General features: G+C 68.1%; 15 protein-coding genes and 1 pseudogene. 7 read left to right on the top strand and 9 right to left on the bottom strand.

The genetic code is table 11. From position 1 onward, the window contains the following. Positions 1-9: 9 nt before the first annotated feature. The gene (locus DXT68_RS09295) at positions 10-1062 is read right to left on the bottom strand and encodes a PucR family transcriptional regulator (RefSeq protein WP_052677761.1); all 1053 of its coding nucleotides are present in this window, start codon (positions 1060-1062) and stop codon (positions 10-12) included. Between the two features lie 224 nt (positions 1063-1286). Here DXT68_RS09295 and DXT68_RS09290 point away from each other — a divergent pair, with 224 nt between their 5' ends. Together DXT68_RS09290 and DXT68_RS09285 are read left to right on the top strand one after the other, a co-directional pair. Beyond that, positions 1287-2936, top strand: coding sequence for an MFS transporter (locus DXT68_RS09290; protein WP_162829115.1), 1650 nt, complete (start codon positions 1287-1289; stop codon positions 2934-2936). 36 nt (positions 2937-2972) lie between these two features. Beyond that, on the top strand, positions 2973-4184 hold the full coding sequence (locus DXT68_RS09285) for a cupin domain-containing protein (protein ID WP_045254527.1): 1212 nt from the start codon (positions 2973-2975) through the stop codon (positions 4182-4184). Positions 4185-4196: 12 nt separating this feature from the next. Here the strand turns inward: DXT68_RS09285 and DXT68_RS09280 are convergent, their stop codons facing one another. After that, complete coding sequence (locus tag DXT68_RS09280; RefSeq protein ID WP_045254526.1) at positions 4197-5447, bottom strand: NAD(P)/FAD-dependent oxidoreductase; 1251 nt, start codon at positions 5445-5447, stop codon at positions 4197-4199. After that, positions 5444-5803 (bottom strand): UBP-type zinc finger domain-containing protein, encoded by a 360-nt coding sequence (locus tag DXT68_RS09275; RefSeq protein ID WP_045254525.1) that lies wholly within the window; start codon positions 5801-5803, stop codon positions 5444-5446. The genes DXT68_RS09280 and DXT68_RS09275 overlap by 4 nt, the downstream gene beginning before the upstream one ends. Positions 5804-5944: 141 nt before the next feature. On the opposite strand from DXT68_RS09275, the gene DXT68_RS09270 reads away from it, so the two are divergent. Next, entirely contained in the window at positions 5945-6913 is a 969-nt protein-coding gene (locus tag DXT68_RS09270) for a Dyp-type peroxidase (RefSeq protein ID WP_045254524.1), read from the top strand. A gap of 69 nt (positions 6914-6982) precedes the next feature. Next, positions 6983-7327 carry a DUF7882 family protein gene (locus DXT68_RS09265; protein WP_045254523.1) on the top strand — a complete coding sequence of 115 codons (345 nt, stop codon included), beginning with the start codon at positions 6983-6985 and terminating at the stop codon, positions 7325-7327. Between the two features lie 9 nt (positions 7328-7336). Here the strand turns inward: DXT68_RS09265 and DXT68_RS09260 are convergent, their stop codons facing one another. The 5 genes from DXT68_RS09260 to DXT68_RS09240 form a co-directional block, all read right to left on the bottom strand. Then, positions 7337-8065 (bottom strand): GAF and ANTAR domain-containing protein, encoded by a 729-nt coding sequence (locus DXT68_RS09260; protein WP_045254522.1) that lies wholly within the window; start codon positions 8063-8065, stop codon positions 7337-7339. A gap of 14 nt (positions 8066-8079) precedes the next feature. Beyond that, positions 8080-8409: a DUF7882 family protein gene (locus DXT68_RS09255; protein ID WP_045254521.1), complete on the bottom strand. Its 330-nt coding sequence runs from the start codon at positions 8407-8409 to the stop codon at positions 8080-8082. 270 nt (positions 8410-8679) lie between these two features. Then, a complete protein-coding gene (locus tag DXT68_RS09250; RefSeq protein ID WP_052677760.1) occupies positions 8680-8967 on the bottom strand; it encodes a DUF6510 family protein in 288 nt (95 codons plus the stop codon). Further along, entirely contained in the window at positions 8967-9692 is a 726-nt protein-coding gene (locus tag DXT68_RS09245; protein ID WP_244268199.1) for a ferredoxin reductase, read from the bottom strand. The genes DXT68_RS09250 and DXT68_RS09245 overlap by 1 nt, the downstream gene beginning before the upstream one ends. After that, complete coding sequence (locus DXT68_RS09240; protein WP_045254520.1) at positions 9689-10279, bottom strand: molybdopterin-dependent oxidoreductase; 591 nt, start codon at positions 10277-10279, stop codon at positions 9689-9691. Before DXT68_RS09240 ends, DXT68_RS09245 begins: the two co-directional genes overlap by 4 nt. Before the next feature lie 114 nt (positions 10280-10393). On the opposite strand from DXT68_RS09240, the gene DXT68_RS09235 reads away from it, so the two are divergent. Beyond that, the gene (locus tag DXT68_RS09235) at positions 10394-11515 is read left to right on the top strand and encodes a VanZ family protein (RefSeq protein ID WP_052677759.1); all 1122 of its coding nucleotides are present in this window, start codon (positions 10394-10396) and stop codon (positions 11513-11515) included. A gap of 229 nt (positions 11516-11744) precedes the next feature. Here the strand turns inward: DXT68_RS09235 and DXT68_RS09230 are convergent. Further along, a pseudogene (locus DXT68_RS09230) lies at positions 11745-12623 on the bottom strand (manganese catalase); the annotation flags it as partial. Between the two features lie 220 nt (positions 12624-12843). Here DXT68_RS09230 and DXT68_RS09225 point away from each other — a divergent pair. After that, a complete protein-coding gene (locus DXT68_RS09225; RefSeq protein WP_279625473.1) occupies positions 12844-13737 on the top strand; it encodes a sigma-70 family RNA polymerase sigma factor in 894 nt (297 codons plus the stop codon). Positions 13738-13851: 114 nt separating this feature from the next. Continuing rightward, complete coding sequence (locus DXT68_RS09220) at positions 13852-14676, top strand: flagellin N-terminal helical domain-containing protein (protein ID WP_045253053.1); 825 nt, start codon at positions 13852-13854, stop codon at positions 14674-14676. Positions 14677-14716: the final 40 nt, after the last annotated feature.

The following is a 14716-nucleotide window of genomic DNA, read 5'->3' as shown; positions in this document are numbered from 1 at the left end:
GGTGCGTCCTCACAATCGGCCGGTCGATTCCCAGAGACGGATGAGCTTCAGCGCCAGGTGCAGGGTGCTGCGTTTCACGCCGTCATCGAGTGCGTCTTTCACGACCGGGGGCATTCGATCGAGCCGGTAGTAGAGGGTCGTGCGATGGAGGAAGAGGATCTGACACGCGGCGACCACGTTGGCGCCGACGTCGAGATACGTCTCGACCGTCAGGCGCTGACTGTCGTCGGTCTGCGAGTAGAGGAACTGTGCGGCCGGCGAGATGATCCGGAGTGCGCCGGGGTCGGCGGATGCGGTGGCGAGCAGCCGCCATCCACCGAGTTCGCTCGCGTCGACGGACGGGTGGAACTGGGGGAGTGCGGCCGCGAGGGACGCCGCGATCGCCGCCTCGTCCGCCGCGCGGCGCAGGTCTCCGTCGCCGGTCGCCGGGGAGGCCGAGCCGATTCCGAGAATGCGCAACCCGCGTCTGGTCGCCTCGCGCAGCAGCTCGTCGGTGAGGTCGCCGTCGGAGGGCTGTCCGACGAGGACGACCATCCCGGCCTCGAGCGCGATGAAGTGCGCGGGGACCGGACGCAGATGGGCGAGGTGACGACCGAATGCGATGCGTTCGACCTCCGTGACGGCGGCATCGATCAGCACGGCGCGCACGACGGTTCCCGCGTCTCGGTGCACCCACCTCTGCCGCAGCGCACGGGCGTACGCCTCTCGACGCACCGATTCGTCGGCGTCCAGCAGGTGCGTCATGACGGACTCGCGGTCCGCTCGTGAAGATCCCGAGGTGCGCCGACGAGCCATCCGCACGAGTGCCGATGCCGCGTCGACGGCTTCGAACTCGTTCGCCGTGAGAGCTGATCCGTCGCCGAGGTCGATCTCGATGATCGCGACCGCCGTGCCGTCATCGAACACCGGGACCGAGAGCACCTCTGCTCGCGACGCGCCGTCAGACGGCGCGGCCCCGGACTCGGGTATCACGACGCGACGGTTCAGAGAGGATCCGAGCTGCCGCGCGATCTCGCGCTCCGTCGGAGACACGGGGCCGGCTGTGACATCGCTGATCGTCATGGGTTCGCTCCTGTGGGGGGATGGGCTCACCGATCGTTCTGCTCCGGCGATGGTGGGTCGCACCTCGCCGACGTCGAGTACGTCCATGCAACGCCCATCGGCCGGTGCAGTCCAGGAAGAAACCAGGCAGAAAAGGCACCGGCGGTGATCCGACTCCTGTCGGAGGGCAGGACGGGCCGCAGTTCCTAGATTCGTCTCACACGGACGAACGATCGAGGTGGGACATGATCAGAAGCGGCACGGCCGTCGTCGCGGACGATGCCCGTGCCGGGTGGCGCTCCGGGTTCGCGCCGCTGGCCCTTCCCCTCTTCCGTCTGGTGTGGTTGGCGTCGATCGTCAGCAACATCGGGAGCTGGATGCAGACGGTCGGCGCGCAGTGGCTGCTGGTGCAGGACGACAGCTCGCCGTTGCTGGTGGCGCTCGTGCAGACGGCGTCGGCGGCGCCGGTGCTCCTGTTCGCGATCCCCGCCGGAGTCATCGGCGAGTTCCTCAATCGTCGCCTCGTCCTGCTGTGGTCGCAGAGCGTCCAGCTCGCGGTCGTGCTCGGGCTGACCTACCTGACGGCGGTCGGACAGACCACCACGCTGATCCTGTTGGCGTCGACGTTCGTGCTGGGCATCGTCTCCGCCATCCAACTGCCCGCATTCCAGGCGCTGGTGCCCGACATCGTTCCCGCGAAGCTCCTGATCGATGCGGCGAGCCTCTCATCGATCGGCGTGAACATCGCGCGAGCCGTGGGACCGGCGGTCGCCGGGCTCGTGGTCTCGCAGGTCGGAGTCGCGGCCGTGTTCCTGCTCAACGCGCTCTCATTCCTCGTCTTCCTGGGCGTCCTGTTCTTCTGGAAGACGTACCGGCCGCCGGCGATCCGGCCGGAGCCCTTCGGCGATGCGACACGCGCGGGCATCCGCTACGTGCGGCATTCGCGGATCGTGCGCGCCATCCTGCTCCGCCTCGCCGTCTTCCTGATCCCCGCGAACGCGCTGTGGGCGCTGCTGCCGACGATCGCCAAGAACTCCCTGGGGTTCTCCGCGAGCGGCTACGGGCTTCTGCTGGCCGCACTCGGAGCGGGGTCGATCATCGGCGCATTCGTCCTGCCGTGGGCGCGCCGGGTCGGTGCCGTCAACGGTGTCGTCCTCGCCTCGTCGGTGGTCTTCGGCGCGGGTCTCGTCGTCCTCGTGGTGTCGCCCACCCTCTGGATCACCATCCCGGCGCTCGTGGCGACCGGTCTCGCGTGGATCGGGGTGATCGCCACCATCAACGGGACCATTCAGGCCTTCCTTCCCGTATGGGTGCGCACCCGGGGCCTCTCGTTCTATCAGCTGGTGCTTTTCGGGTGCACGGCCGTCGGCTCTGCGGGAGCGGGCATGCTCGCTGCGGTCACGGATCCGGGTCTCGTCGTCGTCGGAGCCGGCGTGCTGTGCGCGCTCGGCGGGTTGTCGCTGCTCGTGCGGCCGCTGCCGGCGACGGCCGGGATGGGGCGCGGGATCGTGGAGGTGCCGGGGATCGACGACCGTCCGCGCCCGGGACACGATGACGACGCGGCGGTGCTGGTCCTCATCCGCTATCGCGTGCGCCCCGAGCAGCGTCAGGAGTTCCTCGCGCTCATACACGGTGTCGAGCAGACGCGTCTGCGCACCGGTGCGAGGGAATGGCACGTGTACGAAGACGTCGACGACACCGGGGCGGTCGTCGAGGCCTACACGGTCGGCTCCTGGCGGGAGCACGTGAGCCAGCACGAGGGGCGCACCACGGAGTTCGACGCCGACGTGATCGCGAAGGCACGAGCCATGAGCGAGACCGCACCCGAGATCACGCACCTGCTGGAGCTTCCGCGGCCTTCTCGTCACCGCCGCGCCACCCCCGCTCACGAGTAGACCGCACGCAACCTGCGAAGAGAGAAGAGAACGCACATGGAACACGATGACCGGTCCGCCTCGCGCTCGGAGTCGCCCAGTCTCGGCGATCCCGACCTTCCGCAGGAGGGGGAGGTGAACATCGCCGACCGCCCGCAGAGCAACACGATGACCGGCCCGCAGAACGAGGTCATCGAGTCGCAGTTCCCGAATCAGATGCACGCACCGGCGACGGACATCAGCACGCAGCCGTTCTTCTGGTCGTCATTCAACATCTCACCCCGCCGGGTGCAGCGCGGCGGATGGGCGCGGGAGCTCACCAAGCAGGACTTCCACATCTCCGACGAGATCGCCGGAGTGAACATGTACCTCGAGCCCGGCGGCATCCGCGAACTGCACTGGCACCAGACCGCCGAATGGGCCGTGATGACCCGCGGCAAGGCGAGGGTCACCACGCTCAGCCGGTCGGGTCTTCCCGCGGTGGAGGATGTGGAGGAGGGCGACCTGTGGTTCTTCCCCGCCGGCACCCCGCACTCCCTGCAGGGTCTCGGCCCCGACGGGGCCGAGTTCGTGCTCGCGTTCGACGACGGCGACCAGTCCGAGTCGAACACGCTGCTGCTGACCGACTGGTTCGCCCACACCCCGCCCGAGGTGCTCGCGAAGAACTTCGGCGTCGCCCAGGAGGTGTTCTCAGACATCCCGCTGCACAACCTCTGGATCTTCCCCGGCGAAGAGCCACCCGCGCTCGAGGTCGACCAGGCCGCCGCGGGCGTGGAATGGGGGATGGAGCCGGTCATCTTCCGGTTGTCGCGGTCGAAGCCGCTGTATGAGAACTCCGGCGGCAGCATCCAGATCGCCGACTCGACGAACTACGCGTACTCGGGCACGGTCGCCGCCGCACTCGTGACGGTGCAGCCGGGGTCGATGCGGGAGCTGCACTGGCACCCGAACGCCGACGAATGGCAGTACTACCTGCGCGGCTCCGCCCGGATGACCGTGTTCAACACCGGCCCGCACGCGAACACGACCGACTTCCGCGCCGGCGACGTGGGCGTCGTGCGCAAGAACCTCGGCCACTACATCGAGAACACCGGTGACGACGTGCTGCAGTTCCTCGAAGTGTTCCGCACCGACAGGTACGAGGAGATCTCGCTCGCGAACTGGCTCGCGCACGTGCCGCCGCAGCTCGTCTCCGCGCACCTGAACATCGACCCCGCCGTGCTCGCCACGTTCCCCCGCGGAGCACAGGGGATCACGCCCCTGCCCTGAGCCGGTGCGGGATCAGCCTCCGTCGTCGGCGAGGTATCGATGGATGAGAGTGACGGCCATGGCTCCTTCGCCCACGGCTGATGCGACCCGCTTGACGGAGTTCGCACGGACGTCGCCGGCGGCGAAGATCCCCGGCGCCGACGTCTCGAGATGGTACGGAGGGCGTGCCAGCGGCCAACGTCGCAGGTCGTCGGGCCCGAGGTCGACGCCGGTCAGCACGTATGAACGACTGTCGAGAATCACATCGGTGGTCACGGCCCAGTCCGTATTGGGGGCGCCGCCGATGCAGACGAAGAGGTGGGTCGCGGGGAGGTGCGTGATCGCGCCGTCCTGATCGAGGACGATCGTGCGCAGGTGGTCGTCGCCGTCGACGGCGACGACTCGGGTGTGGACGAGGATCGTGACGTTCGGCTGCGCGGCGAGTCGGTTGAGCAGGTATGCCGACATCGTCGTCGAGAGCGACGGGCCGCGGACCACGACCGTGACGTGCGCGGCATGAGCGGCGAGGTTCATCGCGGCCTGGCCTGCCGAGTTGGCGCCGCCGACCACGTAGACGTGCTGGCCTATGCACGCTGCTGCTTCGCTGGTGCCCGCGCCGTAGTAGATGCCCGTGCCCTCGAAGCGCTGCTCGCCCTCGAGGCCGAGCCTGCGCCACTGCACGCCCGTCGCGGTCAGCGCCGCGCGGGCACGGATCTCCGAGCCGTCCGCGAGCAGTGCCCGCACGTCATGGTCGCGGAACGTGCGGGCGATCCCGTACCTCATGACGATGAGATCGGCGCCGAAGGCGAGGGCCTGCCGACGAGCGCGGTCGGCGAGCTCCGCCCCCGAGATGCCTCCGGGAAAGCCGAGATAGTTCTCGATGAGGCTGCTGAACCCGGCCTGTCCGCCGACCGCGTCGCGTTCGATCACGGCCACAGCGAGACCCTCGGATGCGGCGTACACGGCTGCCGAGAGTCCCGCAGGCCCCGCGCCGTAGATGATCAGGTCGTACGTCGACTTCGTCGGAGGCTTCACCCACCCCAGCGCCGACGCCACCGCCTCGGGCGTCGGATCCTCGAGGATCGAGCCGTCTGCGAGGACGATGACGGGCAGACGTCTGCCGTTCAGGTCGATGCCCGCTGCGGAGGTCGCTCCTGCGGGAACCATGATCGAGAGGAAGGGCACCTCGCTGCGGGTGAGGTAGTCGCGCAGTGCGAAGTCCTGTCGGCCATCACCGTCGGCGATCAGACGCAGCGGCGGCACGAGATCAGAGTTCTCGGTCATGCGTTCCGGGCGAGCTGCTCCTGCCAGTCCGCAGGCACCCGATCTGCCGGACCGGGTGTCGTCTGCGATGTCGGGTGGCTGCGGGGAGGAGCGAGGAGGGGGCCTTCGAATGCGGTCTCGGTGTCGAAATCCCAGAACCAGTCCTCGCCCGGCTCGAAACTCTGCATCACGCGATGCCCGCTCGCGTGGGCGTGCGCGGTCGCGTGCTTGTGCAGCGAGTCGTCGCAGCACCCGACGTGTCCGCACAAGGCGCATCGGCGCAGATGCAGCCACCACGAGCCGATCTTCTCGCAGTCCAGGCAGCCCGGGCCGGACGGCGGCACGTCCTCCCGGATGAAGTCGCTGACGTCGCTCATGCTGGATCTCCTGTCGTCGGTGTACCGGCGGGATCATGATGTCGGGATTCCGGCCCGTACTCAAGGGTGCCCGTCGGAGTGCGCCCGGTCGTTCGACAGGCGTCGAAGCCGTGCTCGTCGGCATCCCCTACGTTCGAGGATGTGAGCAGCTCTCCGTCTCGTCGAGTCCCGATCGAATCCCAGAAGGTCGACGCGCCCCTGACGACGTGCGCGACCTTCCTCGTGCTGCGGATCGCCGACGGCGCAGCTGCCGCGGCGACTGTCCGCGACGCGATCAGCGGCATCGACGACATCGTGAAGAACGTGGGATTCCGCGACCTCGATGCGATGCTGTCCTGCGCGGTCGGCATCGGATCCACCGCATGGCCACGAGTCACGGCGCGTCGGGCGCCCGCCGAGCTGCACCCCTTCGCGCCGGTGGTGGGTGCCTCGCACACCGCACCCGGCACACCCGGCGATCTGCTCTTCCACATTCGAGCGAATCGTCAGGATCTGGTCTTCGAGTTCGAGAGGCAGCTGCTCGACGTGCTCGGACCGGCCGTGAGCGTGGTCGACGAGACCTCGGGCTTCCGTTACTTCGACGTCCGCGACCTGCTGGGCTTCGTCGACGGCACGGCCAACCCCGTGGGGAACGCCGTCGCCGAATCGACCCTGGTGGGCGCAGAGGACGGCGACAACGTAGGGGGCAGCTACGTCGTCGTGCAGAAGTATCTGCACGACCTCGGTCAGTGGCAGCAGCTGACGACCGAACAGCAGGAGGCGATCATCGGCCGGAAGAAGGCCGACAATGTCGAGCTGGACGATGCTGCCGTCGGGCAGAAGTCCCACAAGACTCTCGCGACCATCGTGGTGGATGGCGTCGAACACGACATCCTGCGCGACAACATGCCCTTCGGAAGCCCGGGCTCGTCGGCATTCGGCACCTACTTCATCGGATACTCGCGCTACCTCTGGGTGATCGAGAAGATGCTCGAGAACATGTTCGTCGGCGATCCGCCCGGCGCCTACGATCGGCTCCTGGACTTCTCCACGGCGACGACCGGAAGCACCTTCTTCGCGCCCTCCGCAGACTTCCTCAGCACTCTCGCCGACGGACCGATGCCCGCGTAGCTCTCCGAGCGGCTCCGCTCTCGCGAGAGTCACCTCCCGTTCCGGCGCGGAGGCGCGTACCGTCGATATATGGGAAGACTCTTCTCCGGAGCCGCTCAGCCGCCGATCCTGATCGAGGATCGTGCGTTGGCTCATCTCAAGATCGTCCTCACGACGAGGCTGCGCCGCAACGAGAGCTTCACCCTGTCGTGGATCCACAAAGACGGAGAGGCGCCCGGTCGGTCGACCATCTGGCTGCATCCGTCCATTCCGCTGCGCTTCGTGTTCGACGAGACGCAATCGCCGTCTCTGAACCGTCGGTGGATCGAGGCTCTCTCGCAGACGCTCAGCAGCACCGGAGGCGTGTGTCTCACTGAGGAGATCATCGACCCGACCGAGGGCGACGAGCCGACAGCGGCCGGCACCGGACCGTGAGATCCCCGTTCACAGGGTGAGTCGTCGGTCGACGATCTGCTGCGCGACATCGTGCAGGCGTGCGCCGGCCGAGCGTGCGTGTCTTCTGAGGACCGTGAAGGCCTCGTCGATGGAGACACCGCGTTGATACGAGAGCGCGCCCTTCGCCTGTTCGATCACTATCCTGCTGTCGAGCGCGTGCTGAAGCTGTGCCGCGAGGTCGGTCTGCTCGCGAAGAGTGCGATGCTGCACCAGGCCGATGGTCGCGAACTCGCTGAGCGCCTGGGCCACGGCCGCATCCTGGTCGGTGAGCACGCCGACCCTGTCGAAGAAGAGGTTCAGCGCACCGAGGCGCTGACCGCGCAGGGCGAGGGGCACGGCGTAGCCGGCGCGGAGGCCGCGTCGTGCCGCGAGGGGTGCGAACTCCGGCCAGCGGTCGGCGCTCGCCCGCAGATCGACCGTCTCCACGACGTGTCCGGAGCGGAAGCTGTCGAGGCAGGGTCCCTGCTCGATGCCGAGCTCCGCCTCCTCCACGTCGCTCGCACGCTCACTGGTCGAACCCAGCACATGAAGTCGTCCTTCACCGTCAGCGAGAACGATCCCTGCGTCGACCGCGGGAGTGAAGCGCGTCGCAGTGTCGACCAGCAGGTCCATGGTGTCGACGACGTCGTAGTCCGGGTCGAGCGCATCGGCCAATCTGCGGAGAACGGCTGTCAGATCGTTCGTCGGGTGCGAGTCGCGTCTCGCCTCGAGCGGCATCCGGTCTCCGATCCTCAGCTGTGCTCGGCGGCCCGCTCCGGGGCCGCGGTCTCGGGTTCGCGAACCAGATACAGGCCCGACGGTGCGTTCGCGGTGAACGCGAGAGCCTCGATCCAGTGACGGTTGAGCTCGGGCACCTTGCCGCCGGCGTACTTGAAGACGAGGTTGCACCCCGGATGGATCCAGACGGAGCTGCGACCTCCGCCGACGCTGGCATCCTCCCTCCAGGTGAAGAGGAACGGCTCGCCGCGTCGCAGCTTCGTCGTCATCACGACCTGCAGATGATGCAGTGCGCGGTCATCGATCTCGACCTTCTGATTCGCCTCGTAGACGAACTTCGCCATGGTCAGACTTCCCTCCTGAATATCCTCCCCTCGATTCACACCTACCGCCGTCGGCATAGCGCCGCAAGCCCCTTGCAGGCGCGCGCGAATGCTCGCCGGCGGACCTCTCTCCGCAGATCGACGGCGACGACGACGCCGCCGCCGGGATCCGTGCTCGTGCGCAGGCGGTCACCCCGGCCGCGACGACGGCGTTCGACTCGGATGAGGTGCCCGAGGCCTTCGACGTCGAGTGCCACTCAGGCCTGGTCTGAGTCCGGTGTCGAGATCGAACTAGTCGTCGGCGGACGCCCACTCCAGGCGGGCGAGAGCACCGACCTCGAGAACGTGCCGCCCGTCGACCCGCAGGCAGGTCAGCAGCGTGCGCCCGCATCCGCGGCAGAGCAGGATGACTCCGGCCGGATCGAGCTCCGCGACCGCGTCGCCGAGCTCGGCCTCCCGATCGCAGTGCGCGCAGGCAGCTCGAGCAGCCGTCATCTCTCTGCCGAAGACCTCGAGCAGGACCCCGCCGGCGGCATTGCCGTCGACCCTCGTGCGATGGCCGGGGTGAGCAGTGTCCATCAGGCACCTCCGAAGCGCTCGGTGCGGATGCGGTCGGGGGAGTGGCCCGCCGCGACGAGCAGATCTGCGACCGCCTCGACGAAGCCGGTCGGACCGCAGACGTAGACCGACGGCTGCAGTGAGACGGGGAGCGTGCTGGCCGCGATGGTCGCCGCATCCACCCTGCCTGCCGGTCGCGGGGAGCCCGCGGGGGCTGTGCGGCTGTACGCCCAGTCCACGGTGAGGGTCGCGTCTGCGAGACCGTCGAGTTCGGCCGAGTAGAAGGCGTCATCTGCCGAGCGCACCGCATACAGCAGGCGCATCGGTGCCGTGGAGGCCGAGCGTGCGTGCTCCCTCGCCATCGCGAGGAGCGGGACGATCCCGGATCCGCCGGCGATGAGCTGCACGGGTTCCGGCTGCTCCGGTGTCCACACGAAATACGCACCGATCGGACCGCGCACCTCCAGCTCGTCGCCGGGGCGCACATCCTCGACCAGGTACGGCGAGACCTCGCCGTCGGGCAGTTCGTCGACCGCCAGCTCGAGCACGTCTCCACCACCGGAGGACGCGAGCGAATACGAACGCACCGCCTGATATCCGTCTTCTGCGGTCAGACGCACATCGACGTGCTGCCCGGCCAGATTGCCCGGCCAGCGGTCGACCTGCAGGGAGAGCACGCGGCCGTGAGGCGTGGCTCGGCGAACCTCCGTGACTCGAGCGCGCAGCCACATCGGCGACGAGGTCACCAGTACCGCTCCTCTTTCCACGGATCGCCGTACATGTTGTAGCCGTTCTGCTCCCAGAATCCGGGCTCGTCCTTCTCGAGCAGGTCGAGGCCGTGCACCCACTTCGCGGACTTCCAGAAGTAGACATGGGGGACGAGCAGGCGTGCGGGCCCTCCGTGCTCGGCCGCGAGCGGCTCGCCGTCGAACTCGACGGCGACCCAGGCACGGCCCCCGGTGAGATCGGCGCGCGGGACGTTGGTGGTGTACCCGCCGTAGGAGAAGACGCGCGTGTAGTCGCCGTCACCGGCATCTGCGAGCAGGTGGTCGAGCGACACTCCGCGCCACCGCGTACCCAGCTTCGACCAGCGGGTGACGCAATGGATGTCGGTGGTGATGTCCTCGAGGGGAAGGTCGTGCAGCTGCGCCCACGACCAGGTGCGGCGGATGCCGTCGAGCCCGACGACGGCGAACTCCCACGCGTCGGTCGAGACGCGAGGCGTGGGTCCCGCCGAGAGCACCGGGAAGTCCTCGGTGAGGTACTGGCCCGGGGGGAGTCGATCATCCGACTCGCGTCGCCGTGCGCCGAAACCCCGGGAGATCACGCCCATCATCGTCCTCCTTCGCCCACGAATCCCGGCGCTCGCCGTGTGGCACCGAGTCTAGGACCGACGGACGCGCCTGTATATCGGCGGGTACGGGCACGGGCTCCTAGGATGGACCGAATGACGGGGTGGACGTGGCAGGCGTGGGTCGGGATCATCGGCGGGGGCCTGATCTTCGCAGCCGTCCTGGTGCCGATACTCGTGGTGCAAGTCCGGCGTTATGGTGCTCTGTCCTTCCGCCGTCTGCTGGGTGCGGCGGGAGTGAGCGTCTACGCGGTCGCCCTCGTGGCGTACACCCTGCTGCCTCTGCCGGAGGTGCGGGCCAACTGCGCAGCGGGCGGTGGGGGCGTGGAGCTGATCCCCGGCCACTCCGTCGGCGACATCCTCAGAGAGACCCAGGGGCTCTCCCTCCTGGGAACCGTGACGAGTCGCGCCACACTGCAGGTGCTGCTCAATGTCGCACTCTTCGTTCCCTTCGGGCTCATCGCCCGGCGGTTCTGGAACTGCGGGCCCGGGGTGTCCATCGTGCTGGGAGCACTGCTCTCGCTCGCGATCGAGTCCACCCAGCTCACGGGTGCATGGGGACTGTACGAGTGCGCCTATCGCGTCGCAGACGTCGACGATCTCATCGCGAACACGACAGGAGCGGCGATCGGCGTGCTCCTCGCTCCGGTGCTGCTGGCCTGGATGCCCAGCGCCCGCAGTCTGAAGGCCACCCGCGCGACGCCGCGACCCGTGACAGTCTGGCGCCGGTGGTTCGCGATGATCCTCGACGCCGTCGCCGTGAACATCGCCGTCACGGTGGTCTCCCTCGTCGTGGTGCTGCCGAAGCTCCTGCTCTCCCGTGGAGAGGGACCGTCGGTGCCGGACGACGCCCTCGAGGCCGCGCTCGTCGGCGCGGGTGCCGTCGTGCTCGTGCTGGTCATCCCGGCGGTCGTGTCCACGGGAGCCTCGATCGGCCAGCGTCTGGTATGGTTGCGCCCCGAGTGGCCGGAAGATCGGCGCCCCCTCGCCCGCAGCCTCGCCCGGGCCGGCGTGGTCGGGCTGCCCTACATCGCGGCGACGACCCTCGGCGGACTGCCGCAGACGGTGCCGCTCGCCCTGCAGACGGTGGTGGGTGTCGTCAGCATCGTCAGCGGGCTCGTGGTCGCGATCGCCGTGATCTCGGTTCCGTTCACCCGCGGTCATCGCGGTCTGTCCGCCGCACTGACCGGAGCGGAGCTGCGCGACTCGCGCGGCTGATCGCGAGAACAGGGGATGACCGGGGCACCTCGTCGTCCTCGTGTCCTCGTGTGCTGGTGTCCTGGTGTCCTGGTGTCCTCGTGTCCTCGTGTCCTCGTGTCCTCCGTGACGTGGCCACGTGGCCGTGTCTCGTGCACCCAGCCGGTCGGGGACGGCCCCCAGCGCCGACCCCGACCGCCCGCCGGCCGCGGATCGCCCCCTGCGCCGACCCCGACCGGACGAGGGAGACTCACTCCGTGCCGGTCATGTCCTGAATGGTTCCCGCCGCCTTCTCGACGACATCGGGCAGTTCCGTCGTGCCGTAGAAGCGGGAGTCGGGGTGGGTGGGAGGGGGCATCGTCGCGGTGGTGGTCGGGCCGTCGTGGTAGGTGAACTCGCCGTGGCCGTCCGGTGTGGGACCGCTCGCCCAGCTCCCCTCCGCAGCGGCCTGGCCGTCGCTGAAGTTCAGGTACTGGTACGAGACGTCGCGGTGCTCCTTCGACAGCGGGAAGTTGCTCGGAACGGGAAGCGTCTCGGCGCCTTCCGCCTTGAGTTCTTCGACCGCCGCGAGCCACTGGTTCTGATGCATGGTGTCTCTCGCGAGCAGGAAGCCCAGGAGGTCGCGCACGCCGTGATCGTCGGTCATGTGATAGAGACGCGCGACCTGCACCCGGCCCTGCACCTCGGCGTTGGCATTGGCGGTGAAGTCCGCGAGCAGATTGCCGCTCGAGGTGATGTACGAGCCCTGCCAGGGGTTGCCGTTGCTGTCGACGGGGCGCGCTCCCGCACCCGCGACGATGCCCTGCTGCACATCAGTGCCCCCGATGATCGCGGCGACCGTCGGATCGTCCTGCACGGCATCCTCGGTGATGCCCAGTGGAGACTTCTCGAGCAGCTGGGCGATCATGATCGCGAGCATCTCGACGTGTCCCATCTCCTCCGCCCCGATGCCGAAGACCAGGTCACGGTACTTGCCGGGGATGTGCATGTTCCATGCCTGGAACTGATACTGCATGGCCACGGTGATCTCGCCGTACTGGCCGCCCAGAACCTCCTGAAGCTTTCGGGCGTAGACGGCATCCGGGGCCTCGGGTGTCGTCGTGTACTGGAGTTCCTGACGATGGAAGAACGTGGCTGCCTTTCTGAGCGGATCGTGATGAGTGGCCCATGAGACCGGCTCTCGTCTCGTGGTGATAAGGGCTTCACAGATGTCGGGGCGGCGAGGATAATCACCGGCCCGGCTCTGGCTCCCGGTCGCCGCCGCAGATTTGTCTTACTTTTTTTACTCATAAACGTGTTCTTCGTGCTAGCTTCACTCGTAAAACAGTTGTTCTAGACACGGAGTCACATTGCTGAGTAGTTCTGCTGTTTCCGCTGATTTCACTCAGCGTGACGACGCACCCGTCTCCGCCGAACGACTGGCACGCGACAACATGCCGCTGGCGACATTCCTGGCCGTCGAGAAGGCGAGATCAGCCACCCATGTCGACCTCGACGACCTGCTCTCCGCGGCACGTCTGGGGCTGGCGCGGGCGGCGATGACCTACGACTCCTCGCGCGGCATACCTTTCGGCGCGTTCGCGAGCAGCCAGATCAACTGGGCGATGCTGTCTGAGATGCGTCGGGCCGACCCCGCCGGTGAGCGCGGGCGCGACAAGATCGAACGTGTGCGGGTGGCCGCAGAGATGATCCTCGCCCGCACCGGGCGGACCGCCACCGTGGCGGAGCTCGCGAAGGAATCGGGCCTCGGCGCCGACGCCGTCGCCGAGATGATGCAGCTCGACGAGATGGTGCGCTCGGCCGTCAGCTTCGACGAACACTTCGACGTCGAGACGGGGCGGCAGGCCGTCGATCTCGCCGACAGCGTGATCCTGCCCGAGCACGCGGTGGAGCAGTCGGAGACGCGCGACATGGTGAACAGGGTCGTCGATGCCCTTCCGGCGGCGATGCAGCACGTCGTGCGCGGCATCTATCTCGAGGACCGCACGGTCAAGGACATCGCCGAGGAGCTCGAGGTCAGTCACGCCTATGTGTCGAAGCTGCGCTCGCGAGGTCTGCTGCTCATGCGCGAGGCGATGGAGGCCTGGGAGGGTGGCACCACGGGCGACCGGTCGACCACGGCGAAGGCCGGATTCTTCGAGACCCTCTTCGGCCCCGCGCGCGCCGAGACCCCCGCATCGGTCGAGGCACGGGCGCGTATCGCGACGCCGGTACGCGCCGGCGCCCTGCTCGCCGCCGTCTGAGCGCGGCGGAAACTTGCTCGACCGCGGTTACCGCGTCGGCCGTCGTCGCGAATGTCGGTTGTGCAGGTCCACGGACGGACCCGCATTCAGCCCCATAACCACGGAGGAACACTCATGGGTCTTCAGATCGCAACCAACGTCGGTGCACTCAACGCGTACCGCAACCTCTCCATCAACCAGAACGACATGTCGAAGTCGCTCGAGAAGCTCTCGAGCGGTCTGCGCATCAACCGTGCAGCCGATGACGCGGCCGGCCTCGCGATCTCCGAGGGCCTGCGCTCGCAGGTCAACGGCCTGAACGTCGCCGCTCGCAACGCACAGGACGGCATCTCGGTCATCCAGACCGCGGAAGGCGCCCTGACCGAGGTCCACTCGATCCTGCAGCGCGTGCGCGACCTCGCGGTCCAGGCGGGCTCGGACTCGAACAACGCCGACTCGCGCATCGCCATCAAGACCGAGATCGACACGCTCGGCGAGGAGCTCACCCGCGTCGCGGCGAGCACGAACTTCAACGGGATCAAGCTGCTCGACAGCGCGGCCACGCTGACGTTCCAGGTCGGCGCGGGCTCGGAGGCCGCCGAGGACCAGATCGCCGTCACGCTGACGGACTTCTCGGGTCTCGGTGCCGCGATCGGCGGGCTGACGGTGGACACCGCCGCCAACGCGCTGACCACGATCGCCGCGATCGACACGCAGATCACGGCCGTCTCGACGGCTCGCGCCGGTCTCGGTGCGGTGCAGAACCGCTTCGAGTCGACCATCAACTCGCTGCAGGTCTCGGCCGAGAACCTCGCCGCCGCGAAGAGCCGCATCGCCGACACCGACATGGCCGCCGAGATGGTCAGGTACACCGCCTCGAACATCCTGCAGCAGGCCGGTACCGCCATGCTCGCGCAGGCGAACCAGTCGGGCCAGGGCGTCCTGCAGCTGCTCCGTTGAGTCGCTGCGCCTGAGGCGCACAGGGCGCCCGGGTGGAGTC

The sequence above is a fragment of the Microbacterium foliorum genome (assembly GCF_003367705.1).
Taxonomy (GTDB): domain Bacteria; phylum Actinomycetota; class Actinomycetes; order Actinomycetales; family Microbacteriaceae; genus Microbacterium; species Microbacterium foliorum.
Note: the sequence above shows the minus strand (reverse complement) of the source record. Positions and strands in the feature narration are given on the sequence as shown.

Excerpts from the sequence above, each read along its gene's own strand:
- DXT68_RS09295 (WP_052677761.1), bottom strand. The coding sequence starts at position 1,062 with ATGACGATCAGCGATGTCACAGCCGGCCCCGTGTCTCCGACGGAGCGC.
- DXT68_RS09290 (WP_162829115.1), top strand. The coding sequence starts at position 1,287 with ATGATCAGAAGCGGCACGGCCGTCGTCGCGGACGATGCCCGTGCCGGG.
- DXT68_RS09285 (WP_045254527.1), top strand. The coding sequence starts at position 2,973 with ATGGAACACGATGACCGGTCCGCCTCGCGCTCGGAGTCGCCCAGTCTC.
- DXT68_RS09280 (WP_045254526.1), bottom strand. The coding sequence starts at position 5,447 with ATGACCGAGAACTCTGATCTCGTGCCGCCGCTGCGTCTGATCGCCGAC.
- DXT68_RS09275 (WP_045254525.1), bottom strand. The coding sequence starts at position 5,803 with ATGAGCGACGTCAGCGACTTCATCCGGGAGGACGTGCCGCCGTCCGGC.
- DXT68_RS09265 (WP_045254523.1), top strand. The coding sequence starts at position 6,983 with ATGGGAAGACTCTTCTCCGGAGCCGCTCAGCCGCCGATCCTGATCGAG.
- DXT68_RS09260 (WP_045254522.1), bottom strand. The coding sequence starts at position 8,065 with ATGCCGCTCGAGGCGAGACGCGACTCGCACCCGACGAACGATCTGACA.
- DXT68_RS09255 (WP_045254521.1), bottom strand. The coding sequence starts at position 8,409 with ATGGCGAAGTTCGTCTACGAGGCGAATCAGAAGGTCGAGATCGATGAC.
- DXT68_RS09250 (WP_052677760.1), bottom strand. The coding sequence starts at position 8,967 with ATGGACACTGCTCACCCCGGCCATCGCACGAGGGTCGACGGCAATGCC.
- DXT68_RS09240 (WP_045254520.1), bottom strand. The coding sequence starts at position 10,279 with ATGGGCGTGATCTCCCGGGGTTTCGGCGCACGGCGACGCGAGTCGGAT.
- DXT68_RS09235 (WP_052677759.1), top strand. The coding sequence starts at position 10,394 with ATGACGGGGTGGACGTGGCAGGCGTGGGTCGGGATCATCGGCGGGGGC.
- DXT68_RS09220 (WP_045253053.1), top strand. The coding sequence starts at position 13,852 with ATGGGTCTTCAGATCGCAACCAACGTCGGTGCACTCAACGCGTACCGC.